General features: G+C 61.1%; 15 protein-coding genes and 1 tRNA gene. 12 read left to right on the top strand and 4 right to left on the bottom strand.

Translation table 11 applies throughout. The features are described from left to right. Window positions 1-88 precede the first annotated feature (88 nt). On the top strand, window positions 89-346 hold the full coding sequence (locus V1278_RS18505; RefSeq protein ID WP_334363395.1) for a type II toxin-antitoxin system Phd/YefM family antitoxin: 258 nt from the start codon (window positions 89-91) through the stop codon (window positions 344-346). Next, the gene (locus V1278_RS18500) at window positions 343-726 is read left to right on the top strand and encodes a type II toxin-antitoxin system VapC family toxin (RefSeq protein ID WP_334381831.1); all 384 of its coding nucleotides are present in this window, start codon (window positions 343-345) and stop codon (window positions 724-726) included. The genes V1278_RS18505 and V1278_RS18500 overlap by 4 nt, the downstream gene beginning before the upstream one ends. Window positions 727-826: 100 nt before the next feature. Here V1278_RS18500 and V1278_RS18495 read toward each other — a convergent pair whose 3' ends face one another. From V1278_RS18495 to V1278_RS18485, 3 genes are all read right to left on the bottom strand, one after another. Next, window positions 827-3199 carry an ABC transporter substrate-binding protein gene (locus tag V1278_RS18495; RefSeq protein ID WP_334381830.1) on the bottom strand — a complete coding sequence of 791 codons (2373 nt, stop codon included), beginning with the start codon at window positions 3197-3199 and terminating at the stop codon, window positions 827-829. Between the two features lie 318 nt (window positions 3200-3517). After that, on the bottom strand, window positions 3518-3892 hold the full coding sequence (locus V1278_RS18490; protein ID WP_334381829.1) for a YbaN family protein: 375 nt from the start codon (window positions 3890-3892) through the stop codon (window positions 3518-3520). Window positions 3893-4041: 149 nt separating this feature from the next. After that, window positions 4042-4115: transfer RNA gene (locus V1278_RS18485), tRNA-Gly, on the bottom strand. A 373-nt stretch (window positions 4116-4488) separates the two neighbouring features. On the opposite strand from V1278_RS18485, the gene V1278_RS18480 reads away from it, so the two are divergent. The 9 genes from V1278_RS18480 (at window position 4489) to V1278_RS18440 (ending at window position 12491) form a co-directional block, all read left to right on the top strand. Continuing rightward, on the top strand, window positions 4489-4884 hold the full coding sequence (locus V1278_RS18480) for a YciI family protein (RefSeq protein ID WP_334381828.1): 396 nt from the start codon (window positions 4489-4491) through the stop codon (window positions 4882-4884). A 217-nt stretch (window positions 4885-5101) separates the two neighbouring features. After that, window positions 5102-5836 carry a Crp/Fnr family transcriptional regulator gene (locus tag V1278_RS18475; RefSeq protein WP_334363401.1) on the top strand — a complete coding sequence of 245 codons (735 nt, stop codon included), beginning with the start codon at window positions 5102-5104 and terminating at the stop codon, window positions 5834-5836. 378 nt (window positions 5837-6214) lie between these two features. Beyond that, window positions 6215-7492: a tyrosine-type recombinase/integrase gene (locus V1278_RS18470; RefSeq protein ID WP_334381827.1), complete on the top strand. Its 1278-nt coding sequence runs from the start codon at window positions 6215-6217 to the stop codon at window positions 7490-7492. Window positions 7493-7495: 3 nt separating this feature from the next. Continuing rightward, window positions 7496-7966, top strand: coding sequence for a hypothetical protein (locus tag V1278_RS18465; RefSeq protein ID WP_334381826.1), 471 nt, complete (start codon window positions 7496-7498; stop codon window positions 7964-7966). A 178-nt stretch (window positions 7967-8144) separates the two neighbouring features. Then, window positions 8145-8291, top strand: a complete 147-nt coding sequence (locus V1278_RS18460) for a hypothetical protein (RefSeq protein WP_334381825.1) — start codon at window positions 8145-8147, stop codon at window positions 8289-8291. A gap of 10 nt (window positions 8292-8301) precedes the next feature. Further along, window positions 8302-8463: a hypothetical protein gene (locus V1278_RS18455; protein ID WP_334381824.1), complete on the top strand. Its 162-nt coding sequence runs from the start codon at window positions 8302-8304 to the stop codon at window positions 8461-8463. A gap of 183 nt (window positions 8464-8646) precedes the next feature. Beyond that, window positions 8647-8844 (top strand): helix-turn-helix transcriptional regulator, encoded by a 198-nt coding sequence (locus V1278_RS18450; RefSeq protein WP_334381823.1) that lies wholly within the window; start codon window positions 8647-8649, stop codon window positions 8842-8844. Window positions 8845-8906: 62 nt separating this feature from the next. After that, window positions 8907-9227, top strand: a complete 321-nt coding sequence (locus tag V1278_RS18445; RefSeq protein WP_334374551.1) for a hypothetical protein — start codon at window positions 8907-8909, stop codon at window positions 9225-9227. A gap of 3 nt (window positions 9228-9230) precedes the next feature. Then, window positions 9231-12491, top strand: a complete 3261-nt coding sequence (locus V1278_RS18440) for a bifunctional DNA primase/polymerase (protein ID WP_334381822.1) — start codon at window positions 9231-9233, stop codon at window positions 12489-12491. Between the two features lie 137 nt (window positions 12492-12628). Here the strand turns inward: V1278_RS18440 and V1278_RS18435 are convergent, their stop codons facing one another. Beyond that, the gene (locus V1278_RS18435) at window positions 12629-14371 is read right to left on the bottom strand and encodes an adenylate/guanylate cyclase domain-containing protein (protein WP_334381821.1); all 1743 of its coding nucleotides are present in this window, start codon (window positions 14369-14371) and stop codon (window positions 12629-12631) included. Window positions 14372-14639: 268 nt separating this feature from the next. On the opposite strand from V1278_RS18435, the gene V1278_RS18430 reads away from it, so the two are divergent. Beyond that, the gene (locus V1278_RS18430) at window positions 14640-15617 is read left to right on the top strand and encodes a Bug family tripartite tricarboxylate transporter substrate binding protein (protein ID WP_442894635.1); all 978 of its coding nucleotides are present in this window, start codon (window positions 14640-14642) and stop codon (window positions 15615-15617) included. Window positions 15618-15923: the final 306 nt, after the last annotated feature.

Genomic DNA, 15923 nt, shown 5'->3' with positions numbered 1-15923 from the left:
ATTGCGCTCCCTCTCGCACGCAACAATTGAATTGGACCACTAATTGGTCTATTCTTCCCAAGCCATCGATAATCGAACAAGACGCCTCATGCGCATCCCCGTCTCCGAAGCCAAAGGACAATTGACCGAGCTGGTGCGACGCGCCGAAGCCGGCGACGAAGTCATCCTGACCCGCCATGGCCTGCCGGCCGTGCGTCTGGTTCCGATCGCGGCAGCGCCGGACCGTAAGGCGCGTCGCGCCTTGCTTGAAGCCGCGCGCGCCAGCGGCGCGACAAAGGCCGCGGCCGGGCCCGACGCCGCCAGGAGTCAGGATTTCCTATACGGCGATGACGGCCTGCCCGGATGATCGCCGTCGATACGTCTGCTCTTATGGCTGTCGTGCTCGGTGAAGCCGAGGCCGACCCCTGCATCGCCGCGCTGGAAACAGAAGACGAGCTATTGATCTCGGCGGTAACCATCGCCGAGGCATTGATCGTTGCGGACCACCGAAACGTCGGCGACGAGATGGGAAGCCTGATTGACGGGCTTGGCCTCAACGCCATTGCCGTTTCGCTGGCCTCGGCACGAAGGGCCGCGCAGGCCTATGCACGATGGGGAAAAGGCATTCACGCCGCCGGACTCAACCTCGGCGACTGCTTCTCCTATGAGGTCGCGAAACAGCATCGCTGCCCCCTGCTCTTTGTCGGGAGCGATTTCGCGAAAACGGACATCAAAGGTGTTCTATGAACCGGACCATTCCAGTCACCCACCGCTAGCAGCGAAACGGGCGGCCCTGTGGAAGGAGCCGCCCGCTGCGATTGTCCAATCGTTATTGCCGATCGCCTGACTACCTGTTCGCGCCGGCCTTGGCGCGGCTGGCGCGCCATTCCAGGAATTCGCGGTACAGGGGATCGCGCTCCTGCGGGGAGAATGCGGCGGCGGCTGGCGCGGCAACCGGCGCCGGCACGGCACCCGATGCTGCCGATACGGCCGCGCCCGGAGGCATGTTGCGGTCGAGCCATTCCTGCGCCGCCTTGAAGCGGGTCCAGCCGGACACCGTCGCCCGCGGCGCCATTTCCCTCCACTTCGGATGGAACGGCGGACGCTGCAACTGCGCGACCTTGTCGAACATCGTGTCCACCAGCAGCGACAGGCGGCGGTAGCGATCGCTGTTCGGCGCCCAGTTATACGACGCCAGCACCGCTTCTGCCGCAACCGTCTCGACGTAGCCGCCATCCGGCACAAGGCCCGGGTAGTCCCCCGAAGAAAGCTTGGAAGGCAGATATTCCTCCTGCAGCGTCTTGGCGTAGTCGACCGGGACCAGATGCAGGTTGCGATCGTTGACCTGGTTCAGCCATTGCAACGGCTTGCCTTCGATCGCAACGATCGCGTCGACCTCACCCTTGCGCAGCATGTCCACTGCCAGTCGCGGCTCCTGGTAGATCAGATGCGGCCTGATCCCGAGCCGCTCGAATACGTTGATCGCGGTCACGAAGGTCGAACTGTCGGGCAAATCGACCACCACGGTCTTGCCGTCGAGTTCCCGCATGTTGGTGATCGTCCTCGGCGCGAGGACGTGCATTTCCTCGTTGAACATCTTGGCCACGTAGACGAACTGGTTGCGGATGTCCTTGGCGAAGTCCTTGCGGTCGAGATAGGCCAGCGTGTCCTTGCGCACGATGCCGGCGTCGACGCCCCGCAGCAGCAAAATGTCCGCCACCGCCTGCACCGATCCGCGGCCCATGACCGGCAGGATCCGCAGCGCCGTGCCATTGTCGAGCACCGAGGCGAGATCGGCGCCCACCTGAGCATAGGTGGAGCCGAACGAGCCCGTCATCAGGCTCACGGTATTGGCGTTGAGTTGGTTGGCCAGATCGCGCTTGGTGGCGGTGCCGTACTTGAAGATCGTCTTGAACGAATCAGAGACGGCGCCCGGATCGATGCCGCTTCGCACCGGGCCGAAGTGCTGCCAATTGCCATTGGTAAAGCGCATCATCCGCATCTGCTCGATCGGCGCATGATCCGAGGGGCTGGTGTTGATCAGGATGCCCTGCACCATCATGGGAAGCTGGATACCCTTGATCGCGCGAGCCTGCTTCATGATGTTTTCGCGTGAGAGATCGTCGCCGCAGTTCTTCAGCACCTCGACCAGAGTCCTGCTGACCAGATAGCCAAGGACGGCCTGGCCGTTGGTCTTGCTCACGCTCGGAACATAGCGCTGCATGAAGGCGCTCCACTCGCGGAACGCCACGTCACCGGCCGCCGCCGCGTCTTCGCCCTCCAGCCTGTATGCCGCCGACAACAGGCCTTCCGCATTTTGCGGGCCCGCCGGCTGAATCACCGCCGAGTACGAATTGGCGATGGACGCCACGAAATGGTTCGGCCGCCAGCCGAGTTCGACGCTTCGCCGGATCGCCATGATGGCGAATTTCGGCGTGGTGAATTCAATGAAGACGTCGGCATTGGACGCCTTCAGCTTGGCCATCTGCGCATCGATATTGGTGTCGGTGACCTTGTAGGGAGCCTCGGCAACGATCGCGACCTTGCCGCCCAGACCGTCCTTCAGGCCTTTCAAGTACTCCTTGCCCATGCCATCCTCCTGGTAGAGGACGGCGATCCGGCTGCGGGGATGGTTCTCCAGGATATACTGCGCAAAAATTTGCGCTTCAGCCGTGTAGGTCGGCAGGAAGCCCATGGTCCAGGGAAATTCGCGCGGCTGGTCCCAGGCTGCTGCGCCCGACAAGGCATAAAGCTGCGGGACTTTTTTTGAGTTCAGATAGGGCTGGATCGCCGCGTTGGTGTTCGTACCGATGGTCCCCAAGGTGAAGAGAACCTGGTCCTCCTCGACGAGCTTGCGGGTCATCTCCATGGTTTTGTTGGGGTCATAGGCGTCGTCATAGGTGATCATATTGACCTTGCGGCCATTGATGCCACCCTCGGCGTTGACCTTGTCCAGATAGGCCGAGATGACCTTGGCGATGACGCCGTAGGCGGAAGCCGGACCGGTATAGGGAGCGGTGTTGCCGATCCGGATTTCATTGCTGCCCGGAGGAGCCGCGTACGCCTGATCGCTCATCATCGAGCCGGCCATCGCGGCCAACACCAGCGCCGCTGCCGCGTTGCGCCGAGGGATGATGTTGAACCGGCGCATGGCGTCGCGGGCCGAAGCCCAGGACAATTGTTCCATTCGCCAGCGAGTGATGCCGATCGTAGCTCCCATTACAGTCCCCCTGTGAGCCCATACTCTGCAAAATAATAATCGCGTGATGCGAGCGGGCACCGTTTCAACCCTACTCGCCGACATTGTGTCTCAATCGGATTGATTTTGTGGCGAGTCCAGGCGTTCCGTAAGGCATGGTTACTGAGCGCGTATTTTCGCCCAAGAAATGCACGGAATTGCCGCCAACTCGCCACACGCGCAATCAGCGCGTGTCCGTGTAAGCCACAGATGCCTGCGGCGCATCAACTTGCGGACACGCTGTCAGGGACAATTTTGATTAAATTTTGACCGACGGAGCGGTGAACGGAATCGAACCCGCTAGATGCCGTCCCCATCGGCCATCGCCGGCCGTGAAACGACATAGACGGCACAAGCAAGGAACATGACCGCCACAGCTACGGCAAGCGGCAATGACGGCTCGACGCTGTACCAGAACACGAGAAACCCGATCGTCATTCCCGCGCAAGCCATGGCCTTGGCCGACCGTGGGATGGCTCCGGCAGCGCGCCAATCCCGCAGCGGTTTGCCAAATGTCGGATGGTCCAGCAGCCATGCCTCGAACCGCGGCGACGAGCGCGCAAAACACGCCACTGCAACGATCAGGAAAACCGTGCCCGGCATCAGCGGCATCACCAGGCCGATCACGCCGAGCGCAACCATCACCCAACCGAGGCTGAAGTAGATGATGCGCATCAGACCTGCCGCCTGTCCTTCCCGTCAAACAAAGACCGCTCGCTTCCCGTTCATGCCACGGCTTGCCTAGCCGTAGCTCGCGGCCACGAGCCCGCCTTCGCCCGCTGGGCTTCGGCGCGGCAGCCTTCCCTCGCTTTGCGAGCGAAGGCTGGAGCGGGTGAAGGGAATCGAACCCTCGTATTCAGCTTGGAAGGCTGCTGCTCTACCATTGAGCTACACCCGCGCTGGCGTTGACCTAACACGACGCGCAGGCGGCCTCAACCGCCCCGCCGACCCTGTCCGCATGTCCTGTGCAGACCTTTCGACCAGGTCCGCACCCCTTAACAGGGGCAGATTCGCCGCTTATATTCGGATTTCCATCAACAACGAAAGGAGGTGATCCAGTGTCTTATACCAAGCGCTGTCACCTCGCTGGGATCGCCCGCTAGGCATGTCTTTTGGCCTGGCATCGGGGCGCTCTCAGCCCTGGACCAGCGAGCACAACAGTTGGGGCGCGACGGGAGTTGTCCCGCCGCGCCTTTTTATTTCTTAAACGTCCTATTTCTTAAACGTCCTCGAAAGGCAGCCCAGTCCGGCCCGCCATAAAGGAGAAAGCGATGCTCTACGCCATGCTGGCCTATCACGTCGAAGCCGAGGTCACATCCTGGACGGCGGAGGAGGACGCGGCCCTGATGAGCGAACTGCTGGCAGTGCATGAGCGGCTCAACGCCAAGAAGGTGCTCGGGCCGGCGGCGCGGCTGGGCGGCACGGCGGAAGCCCGCACCTTGCGCGGACCGGGCGCGGGAATGGTCATCGACGGACCGTTTGCCGAGACCAAGGAGCAGCTATTGGGTCTGTACGTGTTGAATTGCGCCAACGAGGAGGAAGCGATCGCGATTGCCCGCGACCTGCGGCGCGCCAATCCATCCGCCGTCTACGAAGTCCGCCCGATCAGGCTCTATCTTCCCGGCGAATCCTTGCCGGAAACCTCGAGCGAACCCGGTCAGGGCTGACGTTCCTCGCTGGCGATGAGGCTGCGGATGCCTAGCGGCACTGCCATACCGCATCGCAACGGACCTTATCATCGCAACGGACCTTATAAACAAACATTATTGACTCGCTATCGGGGCGACCGACCCCCACATTGAATGCATCACCGACACAACCAGTGCTCGTAGGCGTTGGTGACTGAGAGTGTTGTGCTCCCGCCTGCAAAGGAAAGGAGATACGATGCCTCATTCAGCCAATCGTATTCTGTCCCGAGCAAGCCCTGTCGATCTCGAAGATCTCCGGCCGCATCTTCGCGTTATCGAAATGCAACGCGGCAAGGTCGTTGCGGAGAGCCGCGCGCGCGTCAATCAGGTGTACTTCCCGCACGGCGGCATCCTTTCCTGCGTTGTTGAACTGGAAGATGGTTGGACGATCGAAAGCGGCATGATCGGAAACGATGGGGTTTTCGGGGCTGCACAAGCGATCGATAGCAAGGCGTCGCTGCATAAAGTGGTGGTCCAGGTATCCGGCCTGGCGAGCGTCGTGGATGCGGAGCACCTCAAAGCGGTTGCCCTGTCTTCTCCTGACCTGCTCGCACTGCTCATCAAGTACGAACAATTCCTCCTCGGACAGGTGCAGCAGACGGCTGCCTGCAACGCGGTTCACAACGTTGAACAGCGGACCTGTAAGTGGCTGGTCAGGATGTGCGATCTGGTGGGCACCGAACTGCCGGTGACGCAGGAATTTTTGGCGCAGATGATGGGTGTGAGGCGAACCAGCGTCACCGGTGTTGCCAGCCAACTGCAAAAGGAGGGGCTGATCTCGTACAGCAGGGGCAAGCTAAGCATCCTGGACCAGGATCTCCTGCAGCGCCGCGCGTGCGAGTGTCACCAAACTGTTCGGGAGTTGTATGCTGCGGAGTTCGATGACACCGAACGAGCAGCGCTTCGGGCTCGACACAGCGCGTGTCCTTGAATTTCGGGGCTTGGCTTATTGGCGGCTGACGCGGCAGGATTGGAGTTCAGTCGCCAGGCATCTTGCTGTGGCTTGCCGAGCCGTAGTTCGCGGCCACAGCCCGCCTTCGCCCGTTGGGCTTCGGCGCGGCAGCCTTCTCTCGCTTCGCGAGCGAAGGCTGGTGGGGAAGGAAGGACTCGAACCTTCGAAGCCATACGGCGGCTGATTTACAGTCAGCCATCTCGGCAAAACTAACCGTCACATTCCATCCCTCAAAATCTTCTTTTTGTATTTATCTTCAATAGTTTGCTGGCTATAGTGACGCAATGTTACTAACTCTCGCCCCCCTACCCTAACGCCAATTTCCCATACCCCAGCCCATACCCCGGAAACAATCAGATGCCCGTAAAGCTCACGGACCCACACGTCCGTCATGCCTCCCCAAAGGACAATCGATATGAGATCGCTGACAGCCAACAACCGGGGTTGCGGCTGGTGGTCCAGCCATCTGGCGCGAAGTCCTGGGCATATCGTTACGAGCGTGAGGGCGGGAAACCTGTGAAGGTCACGTTGGGGCGCGCTGCTGGCCCGGGGGCGCTTTCCCTGGCCGAAGCGCGCAATGCGGCGAACGACGCTAGCCGGCTCCGCGCCACCGGAGGCGATCCGGCCGACCGACGCAGGGCCGAAAAGCGGGCTGAGGCCGCCCGGATCGCGGCGGACGAACGGGAGGCACGGCGGAGGGACGATACCGTCGAAAATGTGTTGACGAGGTACTACGCCGACCACGTTGATGGGTTGAAGTCTGGCCGTGAGGTGCGCCGGGTTCTGGATAAGGAATTGAAGGGCTGGGCCAAACGGCGAGTGGACGACATCCAGCGCGGGGACGCGATCCGCTTGCTGGACGCGGTGAAGGCGCGCGCGCCGGTCCAGTCGAAGCGGCTACGTGCCTATGGGCGCCATTTTTTTGCGTGGTGTGCGAGCAAGGAACTGACCGGAGCTAATCCGTTTGAGGGCACCGCCGTCGTGAAGGAGGTGCCGCGCGACCGTGTTTTGACGGACGATGAATTGCGGCTCTTGCTGCGCGCAATCGAGCGGCTGGAATGGCCCCGGCGGCAGTTCTTTCATCTGCTTTTGCTGACGGCGCAGCGTTTGAACGAGGTGGGCGCAATGGAATGGTCAGAACTTGATCTGACCAGCGACACGCCGACGTGGGTGCTGCCCGGCTCGCGGTCGAAGAACGGCCGATCGCATACCATCCCCCTGTCACCTAGCGCGGTCGAAATTCTGACCGGCATGGACCGGCTCGCGAACTCGCCGCGCGTATTCGCGTCGTTCTCGGCCGCTCGTGCAAAAACCGCGATTGACGACGCCATGCTTGCGGTGGTGCGCGAGGAAGCGGAGATGCGCGGCGACGATCCAGAGGCCACCACTGTCGCACCTTGGCGGTTGCATGACCTGCGACGAACAGCGGCCACAACGATGCCCCGGCTTGGTGTGGACGTGGTGACGGTCGAGCGCGTGCTGAACCACCAGATGCGAGGCGTGATGGCCGTCTATCAAAAATATAGCTTCGACCGGGAGAAGCGGCGCGCGCTCGAATTGTGGGCTGACTTCCTCAACAATCTGACCACGGCTCGCGAGTCGAATGTCGTTCCCCTCAAGAAAGCGGAGGCGTGATCGATGACGAAGCTGCCTTCCGCGCAAGAGCTTGAATTGAGCGAACTCACTGGCATCTTTTTGGAGACGTGCAATCCGGCAGCCGCGTGGCTCGCTTATCATCTCGCGAGAAAACACAATCTGCCGGTGCCAGACATCATCACCGCAGAGATCGACCGTTTCGCCGCCGAGGTGGCAAAGCCAGCACTGGCGGCTTGGCAAGGCGACCGCCGCGCGAAAATCGAGGCAAAGGCGGTTGCGCAGGCGTGGGGCTGTACACGCGGCAAAGAGCCTGCGGAAGGCCTGCTGTTGAGTCGTAGAAACGGCGACATCGTTTGCGACTATTGGGAAAGGTTGCGCGACGGTTCGCGCCCCACCGATGCGCTTGCCGCGTTAGCTGACGAATATAATTTAAGCCACAAAGAGATTGAACGAATCCTGACCGCATCGCGAAAGGTGTTCGGCAGAAACGATCCGGCGCGTTTCGACGGATGATCCGTCGCAAAGCCGGTTTTAAAACGTCTTGCGAAATCGCCGTTTAAACGAGGGCGACAATCACCATGGCGTAGGGTTAGCTCTTGTGCATCACTTAACAGCACAAAGGCTAACGCACGTGTCTAAACGTCTTCTGTCTTCAAGCGAAGTTTGCGCGATCTTTGGTGGCGCAAGCCAAATGACCCTGTGGCGTTGGCTGCATGACGCGGCGCTCGGCTTTCCGAAGCCGACCAAGATTCGGCAGCGGCGCTATTGGGATGCCGACGAAATCGAGGCGTTTCGTTCGCGTATGCTGAACAGCGCGATAGGCAAGCGTGCGGCGTGAGGTGATGGCGATGACCGAACTCGACCTGGACCAACCGACCTACGCAACTGAACTCGCTAAGGTTCTCGACCACGCCGAGACGACGGCAGAGATTACCCTGAGCATTACCGACGCTAAGCTCGCAGCTACGGCACTGCGGCACTATGCGGATTGGCTCGAAGCCAACACCTGATCGCCGTCCGGCGGCCCTACCCTCAACAATACCTCAACACCGACACGCGGTGCCTGCCGCGTGTTCGGCGACGTTTGCCTTGAGGAAGAGGATTTTCGTTAGGGATACCCAAACACCCCCGACAAACCCACCGTAACCCTTCAAGACTAATCACTGTCCCTCACAGCAGATCGGAGCAAGATCGTGGGCATCAATCTTCTGACCGAAGCCGAAGTCGCTGACTTCCTTGGAAAATCAGTCATCACGCTCGCACGTTGGCGACGCGAGGGCTACGGCCCTGCCTATGTTCGCATCGGACGCTCGCCGCGGTATCGGCGTGAAGACCTTGCGCTCTTCATGCAAGCCAACTCCATAGCGCCGGGCGGTGCGAGCGCCTCATAACCCACACATGCAAAACCCGCCGTTGGCGCGGCGGGCGATGCGAAACACGAAAGGAAAGTCCGATGAAGCCCGATTTTTATAGCCCCGACTCGAAGTGCGAGCAAGCATATAAGCGCTGGGTCGCGTCTCCTATGTACAAGCCGATCAACGCTGACGCCGTTCTTGCAGCGGCGCGGCGGCACGAAAAGTATATGCGCACCGCCTTGCACCGCGACTACGAAATGCGCGTATTCGAGGACGGCAGCGTGTTCTTCCGCAACACCGAAATTCCGGGTTTGGAACGGCTGTTCTCGTTCGAACAAATTCAAGAAGCAACGCGCGACCTGTTCTGGTCGGACCCCCACCGCTCACTTTGGCAGCATATCGCAGCGCTCTGGCTCTGAGCGATGGCCTCACCTTTTGCTCTGACGGCCCCTTGGCTGATCGCGCACGGCTATTCGCCGCTGCCGATTGGCGAGTGGGGTCCGCATGACTGGAATCCGAAAGGCAAGGAACCGGGCAGGCTCGACGTTAACCGTGACGGCGAGCCTGAGTGGTATCGCCTCAAGGGTTGGCATGTGTTCTGCGAACGGCAGGCGCATCCCAAGATCATCGAGCATTGGTCAAGGTGGTCGGGTGCGGGCGTCGGCATCGCCTGCGGATTCGGTGGTCTCGTTGCGGTCGATATTGACGACGACGCGCTGATTGCGCCCCTGCTTGAGGTGCTGCCGCTTGTCTTGGTCGGGAAGAAAGGCCGCAAGGGACTCACAGCCTTCTTTCGTGCCACCGAGCCGTTGCCGCCAAAGAACTACCGCACCACCGAAAAGCGCGGCTTGCTCGACTTCCTGGCCAGCGGCAAGCAAACCGTCCTGCCGCCTTCTGTCCATCCCTACACCGGTCGGCCCTATGAGTGGACCACCGAACGGACATTGCTCGACACTCCGCTTGCTGACCTTCCGGTGCTCACCGGCACGCATGTCTCTGCGATGGAAGGTGTATTGCGGCGGTTCGGTTGGGAGGCTCACGAGCGCGCGCAACCGCGTGGCGAGGCTGTAGAACAGTCTGCGCGGCCCCGTGATACGGCCGGCGTAGATCGTGACTTTGACCTTGCCGCGAGGGCCGCGCGCTACAAGTGGCTGCCGCTGCTTGGCCTACAAAGGTTGCGCCGCGTGTCGGGCGGCTGGCGGGCGGTGGCGAGCTTCCGCCAGTCCGGTAGCGGCAGGACGGGCAAGCGTGGTCTGAGCCTTTCAATCCGCGATAGCGGCGAAATCGTCGATCACGGCGGGCGAGGATACAACGATGTAACGCTTGTCGCAGAATGTCTCTTCAACCGCGATAACGCCAGAGCGTTCGTCTGGCTCTGCGAGCAGATCGGTTGGACCGATGCACCCGCCCCGGTGCCGGGGGTGCGGGCAACATATCGTGACAATCGGGTCAGTCTTGAAGATGCCACCGCGCGCCTTCGGACACTAACCGGCCCCGAGCTTGCCGACGCCATTTTGAACGGCATCGCTGTTAGGAATCAGGCGGTACTCAAGCCACCGCTGATTCCGCCGGTGCACCCGGTCAAGGTGGCGCGGTCCGAAGCTGGCATCGGGAAGACCAAAACCGCGATTGAGAACGCCGCGAAGCAAGCTCGGCTGGGTCGGCGCATCGTCTATGTCGTTCCACGCCACGATCTAGCGGAGCAGATCGCGGCGGACTTCGCCGGGCTTGGCGTCAAGGCCGAAGTCTATCGCGGCTATGAACGGCCCGATCCACTCGCACCTGATCATGTAATGTGTCGCAACCTACCGGCCTATAAAGCCGCGCGTGACCTGGGCGTCAGTGTCCGAGACTCTATTTGCGAGCGCAGGATCGATAACGAGATTATCCGCTGCCCGCTTGCCAATGTGTGCGGCGTGGAACGCCAGCGCGAGGCACGTCCGTTGGTTTGGGTGATCCCGGCGGCATTGCTGTATACTAAGCGTCCGGACTTCATTTTCCCGCCAGATGCAGTTGTGATTGATGAGTCGTTCATTGACGTCGCAATCGGCGATACGCTGCACATTGACGTTGCCGCGCTGCTCGAATCCAAGATCGAAGGCTGTAGTGACGGCGACCACGACGCAGTAACGCGCTTTCGGACGCGGCTTGCCGCTGCGATCAAGAAGAACGGTGACGGGCCGCTGTCCCGCGCCGCGCTGATCAACCACGGGATCGATGCTGAAGACGCCTACGCGGTCGGCTGGCTTGAACAACGCCGCGTCACTTCTTCGATCTTGCGCCCCGACATGCGGGAAAGCGAACTCAAGACCGTCGCCTATCGTCATACAGCCCGGAACAAGCTGGCACGGGATGCCGGGACGCTTTGGCATGAGATCGCGACTTTTCTCGAAGAATGGAAGATCGAGGCCACCATTGGCGACCGATCACACTCGGGGCGGATTAATGTGGCAGGCAGCAAGGTTTCCGTAACGCCGCTGCGGACGGTGCATTCGTCATGGCGTGATGCGCCGACGTTGGTCCTTGATGCCACTGCGCCGCCGGCTTCGCTGATCGCGATCGCACTCGGCGAGATCGAAACGCCCGGCTGTACTCCGGTTGTGACCGAACAGCCGGACGTTGCCGCCAAGTGGCCGGAGCACGTCCGGGTGCGGCAGGTCATCGGCGCCCCGGTCAGCATGGGAAAGCTCGGGTTGTGGCAGGGCCCCAAGCGGCGCAACGTGCTGGACGTTGTCCGGTTCATTCGGCTCCGGGCAGCATTGGCCGCACCTGACCGGATCGGGGTCATCACCTACAAGGGGTTGCTTGAGAGGATCGGCGGGCAGCTTCCGGCCAACGTTGTCGCGCGGCACTTTGGTGCGCTGGCCGGTATGAACGACATGCAAACGGTTGCCGGGCTGATCGTGATTGGGCGTCCCGCCCCCAAACGCTCTGCCGTTGAAGCCATGGCGTCGGTCTTTGCCGGTCGGCCGGTCTCCGGTGGCGAAGGTCATTTCTTCGACAAACATCCGGACGGTATCCAACTTGCCGATGGCTCGGTTGTCGCGGCCACGGTGGATCACCACCCTGAACCGATTGCCGAGGCGCTGCGGCGGCGGATCACCAATGGCGAGCTCAGTCAGGCCTATGGGCGTCTGCGGCCCCATAGGCGCGCTGAGTCGTGTTGGCTGGATATTGTCTGCGACGTGCCGCTGCCGATCCCGGTTCACGAGGTGGTGCAGTGGGATGAGGTGGCGCCTGGGGCGGACGCAGACATGGCAGCGGAAGGCGTGGTTCTGACGAACAGCCGGGACGCCGGACTGGCGTTCGGAACGACGGACTGGGGTGCGCGAGGAGTCGGTGGTTTCTCTATAGAGTCTCTTATTAGAGATTCCACCGACTCCTCTCCTGTCCGAAAGTTCACCTACCAGAAGGCCGGCCCCGGCCAGAAGCATTACGTTGGCTACTATCTCCCCGGTGTCCTGGCCGGCGGCACGGCCGCCCTCCGGGTGTGGCTGGAAGAACGGCTGGGGCCGCTGGCGAGCCTTGAAGTTGAGCGAATGCCGTCGCGCGCCGCCTTCGTCAAGATCGGTCGGGAGGCGGCAGGCCGCCTGAAGTTCGCAAACGTATTTTCACCGCCCTGGAAAACAATCGCTGCGTTCTTTGACGACCTCGGACGTGAACCCACGAATCAACCGAGCTGACGGCTCGCGAGAGTCCGCTATGCCCCCGTAGCGATCAAATTCCGCATCGCAGCGAAATGACGCGAGGGGCCACAACCGGATTCATGCGCGGCAGCAGAGTGCCGCCATTCGATCATCACCTCGTGGGCATTGGAGAGCTACTCGGGCAACCCCGCTTTCCGAAGACCCTCGATCTGCAGCTTCGCGTTGGATTGCCCACCGCGGGCGATGAACGCGGATATTGTAAACGCGGGATCAAGCTCAAGCAGTTGCGCCGCCGCCTCACGCGCCTCCGCGTCGCGTCCGACATGGGCGAAAGCGGGCGCGAGACAGCGGTAAGCTAGAGAGGAGGGGTTGTGGCGTTGGGCTTTTTTCGCTGCGACGATGGCCTCGTCAAAGCGACGAAGCTCAATAAAGGCCTGCGCCATCCCAGCAAGCGTTAGGTGTAACGCTGGGTCTACCGGGCTCATGCGGATGGCACGTTCAAAGCTCCTGACCGCCTCCTCCGGCAGCCCCGCAACTCTATAGACTTGGCCTCTGCAGGTCCAAGCACGAAATGAATTTGGGTTGAGCGCGACCGCCCGGTCCGCCAATTCGACACTACTTTCACTATCGCCAACCATGTACGCCGAGATTATGCCAGCCCATGCCAACGTGTCTGGATCACCATCGTCGAGGCTCAAGGCCAAACGAACAAGGCGAACTGCTTCCTTCCGGTCGAATTGAGGATCGACAGCATAGCCAAAAACGACGTTTTGCATGTGACAGATAGCTGCCAGAGCCGCAACGACGCCAGACCGAGGGTCTAGCTCCAAAGCGCGATGAGCCAGCCTGATCGCCTCGGCATTCCCTTCGCGGGTCGTCAGGTAATACTGTTGCATGGCCCGAAGATAAATATCATAGGCGGTGAGGTTCTCCGGTCGCCGCCGAGCCGCCATACCAATCTCTGTTTGAAACAACTTTGGTTGAATGACCGAGAGAACGGCGACCGTTACCTCGTCCTGGAGCGCAAACATGTCCGTCAGGTCACGCTCGAACCTGTCCGCCCACATGTGCGCGCCCGTCACCGCATCAATCAACTGCCCTGTGATGCGAACTTTCCCCGCCGCCTTGCGCACGGACCCCTCAAGGACATAGCGCACGCCAAGCCTACGTCCGACCTCCTTGATGTCGACGGCTTTGCCTTTGAACGTAAAGCTCGAATTGCGAGCGATCACGAACAACCATTTGAACCGGGAGAGCGCAGTGATGATTTCCTCCACCATGCCGTCCGCGAAGTATTCCTGCTCGGGATCGCCGCTCATGTTCTCGAACGGAAGCACGGCGATGGACGGCTTATCGGGAAGCCGAGGAGCGGCACTTAGCCCCTCCGTCGGCACGCTATGCTCGCCCGCGCGGACAGCGTAGGCGCGAACCGGCTTGGTGATGTTCTTGAGCTGCTGTTCGCCCCGGTCCTCGAAGCCAACGTCCAGCTTGCCTTGGACCTCACTGTACACCTTCTCGGAAATCAGGATGCCGCCCGGATCGGCGACCCCTTCTAGCCGGACCGCGATGTTGATCCCGTCGCCAAATAGATCGCCGTCAGCCCCGACGATGACCTCTCCGAGATTGACCCCGATGCGCAGCTTAAGGGAGCTTCGGCCTGACGCGATGCTTTCCTGTATCTCCACCGCGCATCGCACCGCAGCCGACGGACTCGCGAACTCGGCCAACGCGCCGTCACCCGTGGTCTTGATCAGCCGCCCGTCGTGGCGGGAGAGGCCAGGCTCAATTACTTCGCGCTTCAGCCGCTCGAACTCAGCGTAGGTGGCTTCCTCAGCCTGTTGCATCAACGCAGAGTAGCCGACCACGTCGGCAGCCAGAATTGCCGCTAATCGCCTTTGAACCCGCTGCTCGGTCACGGTGCCCTCGAAACGACCAGACTAACCACGCCGGAGGGGCGGAACGCAGCTTAGCACTTTGTTGCGCATCTGTGAGCGGTAATCGCGGGAGGGCCTTGTTGCCCCAAGCGGCATTTGCTGTGCCCGTGGCACGGCGGCAATAAGCGTGCGGCAACTCTGGAGGTCCGAGTTGGGCCAATAGGCGACATTGCCACTTCCGGGATAATAGGAAAGGGACTAGTCTACTCGCACCCTTCCCCGTCGGATCAAACGCCGCGGAGGAACTGGAATGAAACTTCCCCGCCGGAAATTTCTCCGTCTGGCCGTGGGCGCTGCCGCGCTGCCGGTCGTGTCGCGGATCGCAAGGGCGCAGACCTATCCGTCGCGTCCGGTCCGCATCATCGTCGGCGGTCCTGCTGGCGGTTCGGGGGACTTCCACGCTCGTCTGATAGGCCAATGGCTCTCCGAGCGGCTCGGCCAGCCATTCATCATCGAGAACCGGCCGGGCGCTGGCACCAACATCGGTACCGAGGCGGTTGTACGTGCGCCTGCCGACGGCTACACGCTCCTCCTGGCGTTAACGCCGAACGCAATCAACGCGACGCTCTACGAAAGGCTCAATTTCAACTTCATCAGAGATATCGCGCCGGTTGCAGGGATTGTGCATGGGCCTCAAGTCTTGGTCATGCATCCTGCCCATTCCAGCAAGAGCGTTTCCGACATTATCGCTTACGCCAAGGCAAATCCGGCAAAGCTTAACATGGCTTCAGGCGGTAACGGGACGCCGGGCCACATAGCGGGCGAGTTGTTCAAGATCATGGCGGGCGTGAACTTGACTCACGTACCCTATCGCGGCGAGGGACCTGCGCTCACGGATGCAATCAGCGGTCAAGTCCAGCTCATGTTCGTCAGCGCGTCTCCATCGCTTGAGTTCATCAGGGCAGGGAAGCTTCGCGCCGTGGCGGTTACCACTCCCGTACGCTCGTCCGCGCTGCCAGCCGTGCCGACCATTGCCGAAACGCTTCCCGGATATGAGGCACACGCTTGGGCAGGGATGGGTGCGCCGAAAGGCACACCGCCTGAGATCATCGAGAAGCTCAACGGTCAGATCAATGCGGGGCTCGCGAGCCCGGGAATCAAGGCGCGGTACGCTGATTTGGGCCTCACGCCGCTTATTCTATCGCCCGCTGACTTTGGAAAGTTTGTTGCTGAGGACACGCAAAGGTGGGCGAAAGTGATCCGCGCGGCAAACATCAAGCTGGAGTAATTTCGACCCGGCGATATTCCTTAGTGTCCTATAGGCGAATGCCGATCTGTCAATGACCGTTTAGGGTCATTCGCGACGAGGCCGGGCCAGCAGGAAGTCCGGCAATGTCCCTTGTGTCGCCGGAAGTGGAAGGAAATTCAGAGCATTAGCGGCACGGCCACGGGAGCGCTGAATTGTAGAGGAATAGTGGCATCGTTCGTTTGGTCGCTTTCTGTCCGCTCGTGAACAGCGTCTTTCTGTAGCGTTCTTTCGACTTGGGTCCTTCCAAGGCCCTCCCCCATGCGGGTGACGCGCGACCCCCCGCCC

This window comes from Bradyrhizobium sp. AZCC 1577 (assembly GCF_036924575.1).
Classification (GTDB): Bacteria; Pseudomonadota; Alphaproteobacteria; order Rhizobiales; family Xanthobacteraceae; genus Bradyrhizobium.
The sequence above is the reverse complement of the archived record's forward strand: the minus strand, read 5'-3'. Positions and strand labels throughout refer to the sequence as shown.

Coding starts and splice junctions, on each gene's coding strand:
- V1278_RS18505 (WP_334363395.1), top strand. CDS start 89: ATGCGCATCCCCGTCTCCGAAGCCAAAGGACAATTGACCGAGCTGGTG.
- V1278_RS18500 (WP_334381831.1), top strand. CDS start 343: ATGATCGCCGTCGATACGTCTGCTCTTATGGCTGTCGTGCTCGGTGAA.
- V1278_RS18495 (WP_334381830.1), bottom strand. CDS start 3,199: ATGGGAGCTACGATCGGCATCACTCGCTGGCGAATGGAACAATTGTCC.
- V1278_RS18490 (WP_334381829.1), bottom strand. CDS start 3,892: ATGCGCATCATCTACTTCAGCCTCGGTTGGGTGATGGTTGCGCTCGGC.
- V1278_RS18480 (WP_334381828.1), top strand. CDS start 4,489: ATGCTCTACGCCATGCTGGCCTATCACGTCGAAGCCGAGGTCACATCC.
- V1278_RS18475 (WP_334363401.1), top strand. CDS start 5,102: ATGCCTCATTCAGCCAATCGTATTCTGTCCCGAGCAAGCCCTGTCGAT.
- V1278_RS18470 (WP_334381827.1), top strand. CDS start 6,215: ATGCCCGTAAAGCTCACGGACCCACACGTCCGTCATGCCTCCCCAAAG.
- V1278_RS18465 (WP_334381826.1), top strand. CDS start 7,496: ATGACGAAGCTGCCTTCCGCGCAAGAGCTTGAATTGAGCGAACTCACT.
- V1278_RS18460 (WP_334381825.1), top strand. CDS start 8,145: ATGACCCTGTGGCGTTGGCTGCATGACGCGGCGCTCGGCTTTCCGAAG.
- V1278_RS18455 (WP_334381824.1), top strand. CDS start 8,302: ATGACCGAACTCGACCTGGACCAACCGACCTACGCAACTGAACTCGCT.
- V1278_RS18445 (WP_334374551.1), top strand. CDS start 8,907: ATGAAGCCCGATTTTTATAGCCCCGACTCGAAGTGCGAGCAAGCATAT.
- V1278_RS18440 (WP_334381822.1), top strand. CDS start 9,231: ATGGCCTCACCTTTTGCTCTGACGGCCCCTTGGCTGATCGCGCACGGC.
- V1278_RS18430 (WP_442894635.1), top strand. CDS start 14,640: ATGAAACTTCCCCGCCGGAAATTTCTCCGTCTGGCCGTGGGCGCTGCC.